The 3197-nt window shown below is 34.4% G+C and carries 4 protein-coding genes; all 4 read left to right on the plus strand.

The window, feature by feature from the left end:
• Positions 1–140: 140 nt before the first annotated feature.
• The 4 genes from H5V42_RS15100 to H5V42_RS15115 all read left to right on the plus strand — a co-directional run bounded on the left by H5V42_RS15100 (position 141) and on the right by H5V42_RS15115 (position 3052).
• Positions 141–836, plus strand: coding sequence for a hypothetical protein (locus H5V42_RS15100; protein ID WP_185784010.1), 696 nt, complete (start codon positions 141–143; stop codon positions 834–836).
• Positions 837–982: 146 nt separating this feature from the next.
• The gene (locus H5V42_RS15105) at positions 983–1528 is read left to right on the plus strand and encodes a hypothetical protein (RefSeq protein WP_185784011.1); all 546 of its coding nucleotides are present in this window, start codon (positions 983–985) and stop codon (positions 1526–1528) included.
• Positions 1529–1672: 144 nt separating this feature from the next.
• Positions 1673–2086, plus strand: coding sequence for a hypothetical protein (locus tag H5V42_RS15110; protein ID WP_185784012.1), 414 nt, complete (start codon positions 1673–1675; stop codon positions 2084–2086).
• 171 nt (positions 2087–2257) lie between these two features.
• A complete protein-coding gene (locus tag H5V42_RS15115; protein WP_185784013.1) occupies positions 2258–3052 on the plus strand; it encodes a cation transporter in 795 nt (264 codons plus the stop codon).
• The last annotated feature ends 145 nt before the right edge of the window (positions 3053–3197 follow it).

Genomic DNA, 3197 nt, shown 5'->3' on the forward strand with positions numbered 1-3197 from the left:
TAAATCCATTAGGGGTATTTTGGGGCAAAACAAAATTTCCCCTTCCTTTTTCCAAGCTTCGGTAGTCTGAAACTAATAAGCTAATTTTAAACTAAATCTAAAGGCAGTTTTGGGACAGACTGCCGTTGTACAACATACGAATGAACAAACTGCTAACATTAAATATTCTGATTTTATTACTTATTTCTTGCGTTAATAAAGAAAAAAGTGAAACGGAATTTTATGTAGAGAATCAAACCTCGTTTTTCGATTTAAGAAACTCGGATTGGACAAAAAACACGTGGATTAGAAAACCTGAAAATTTAAAAATGGTTCACGAATCATTTAAAAAGTTTGGATATGAAAAACTCGAAAATCTGATTTCAAAAAGCGAGAGCCATTTCCTAATTCAAGGAATTTATATAAAGCGAAATTTTGAGAATATATTGGATAGTTTGCAATTGACTTACAATAAACCAGAAATCCAAACCAAATATTACGCTGAATTTTGGAATCGGAGAAAAGCGGAAAAAAATGACTCAATTGTCTTTGACATAATCCGAGAATTTAACTCTTTAAATTCAGACAAAAAACGACTGAATTATGATAATCAGTTTGTTAATGACACTTTAGTTGACTTATTAAAAATTGAGTTTAATAACGACAAACTGAATTCGGAAAAAGCGAAATTGGACTTTCATACTTTAAAAAAATACGGACTTCATCAGTCGGCTTACAACCTACTCTATGAACGAGCAGAATATTCCGAACTGGATTTGGACCGAGAAAAATTAAAACAAGAATTAACTAAAACAACGGAATACAATAACGCTTGGTTAATAGATACGGAAAAATAAGTACGTTGTACAACACCGGCTATAATTCATTGTGGCGGATTTCCTAAACGGAAATCCTTACTTTTATTTTTAGGTTTGATTTCGAACGGAATGTTCACTGCGTGAAATTCCACAACGAAATCATAGCCCAACCGTTGCCAACAATTATGAATCTCTCAGTCTTAGAATCAAAACTTCACCGACACAAAATCTCTTTCTCAAAAGAAAACGAGGGAATAATAATCGGAAAGGCAAAAAACGACCCAATCAGTTACATTGGGCTTGTGATTATGCCCATTGTGTTCGGAATTGGAATAATCATTTTCCTTTTTTTTGGTGTAAACGGATTTCGAATCGAAATGGCACACATTTCAGCAGCCGCACTATTTTTAATCGGACTCGGGAGTTTTAACCAGTGGAAAAGAAAAAGAAAAAAACTTGCAAATAGTTTTCTCAAAGTTTTCAAGGACAATAAAATTATTATTCAAACACCAGAACAAGATTTTCAACTTGACAAAAACAGCATCCTTGATATTCGAATCTCGAACAAACCTCTGGACAAGGAGAATTACGAAGGGAATTTGTTTATAATCGACAATGAAAATCGGATTCACCATATTCTTGGATTTCATGACGAAAATGAAAAATATGTCGAGGACGACCTAAAATGGTTTGTGGACTTTATTCTTTCGCAAACTGGACTAAAAAAATAACTGTTGGCAACACGGTGTATAATTAATTGCGGGCGGAAATACAACAAGTTGATTTCCTGCAATCAATTATCTTTATAGTCAGGCGGACATTTTCCGTTGGAAAAGTCCGCAACTAATCATACACTATCCGTTGTAGCCAATTAAATGACCACGGAAAGAAAACCAAGCATATTAGAAACTAGTCATACTCTGACGATGCTAATTTTGTTAGCAGTTGTAATTGGGATTGGAGCTCTATTTTACTACAATTGGTATGATGGATACGAAAATCGACTGACCGAAATAAAAAAAATGGAAATAATCAAGAAAGGAACAATTCTGGAAATTGAACCGATTCAACATTTATCAATGCACTTTGACGGAAATAACGTTGTCGATTTAGGTAGAAAAATTCAATTTCAATACGAAATTGACTCTCGGTCAGTTGTTGCGACGGACCGAATTGAAAAAACTGACTTGCAAGGTAAATTTTGGCAAACACTGATGGACTTAAAAGTCGGAGATAGTATAAGCGTTGGTATTTCCAAAAAGGGAAAAGCTCTAATTATATTTAAATAAAAAATAACTGGCTACAACACGGGCTATAATTCATTGTGGTTGGATTTCCTAAACGGAAATCCTTAACTTCAAGCCAAGGTTAGATTTCGGGCGGAATGTTCACTGCGTGAAATTCCACAACGAAATCATAGCCTAACCGTTGTGGTTAATGTCCAAAAACCGATAAATTGAATGAACAAAACGATATTTGAGATCACCAGAATGGATTGTCCTTCAGAGGAAAATTTAATCCGAATGAAATTGGATGGAATCTCAAGTATTGCGAATCTGGACTTTGACATTCCCAACCGAAAACTAACTGTTTTTCACAGCGGACAAATTGACCAAATCGAAAAGTCCGTTATCGAACTGAATTTAGGCGGAAAGAAAATCTCGACTGAACAAACCGAACAAACGGAATTTAAAGAAAATGCAAACCAAAAAAAGTTACTTTGGTCTGTACTTACCATAAATTTTGCCTTTTTCATAATCGAAATGACAACTGGATTAATCTCAAAATCGATGGGATTAGTTGCAGACAGTTTGGATATGCTTGCGGACAGTTTCGTTTACGGAATTAGCTTGTTTGCGGTTGGCGGAACTCTGACAAGAAAAAAGCGGATTGCGAAACTTGCTGGATATTTTCAAATAACACTTGCGATTATTGGATTTGTGGAAGTGTTAAGGAGGTTTTTCGGAGACGAGAAACTTCCCGATTTTTCGACAATGATTATCGTTTCAATTTTTGCGCTTATCGCAAATGGAATTTGTCTTTACATTTTGCAAAAGTCAAAAAGCAAAGAAGAGGCACATATGAAAGCAAGTATGATTTTCACCTCGAATGACGTGATTATTAATTTAGGAGTCATAATCGCTGGACTTTTGGTAAATTGGTTGAGTTCGAGCAAACCCGATTTGATTATCGGAACAATCGTTTTTATTTTGGTAATTCAAGGAGCATTAAGAATTTTAAAATTAAGTAAATAAATAAAAAACACTAACCACAACAAAGAACTGAGTTAAAAAACAAGTTCTTTTAAGTTAATCTGGACACATAATTTTCATCATAGGGTATCCCTGATTTTGCAATGGCAAATGCTTGTTTTAAAAGTTTGTTGGACACTGCTATCAA

It is taken from the genome of Croceivirga lutea (assembly GCF_014235875.1).
Taxonomy (GTDB): Bacteria; Bacteroidota; Bacteroidia; order Flavobacteriales; family Flavobacteriaceae; genus Croceivirga; species Croceivirga lutea.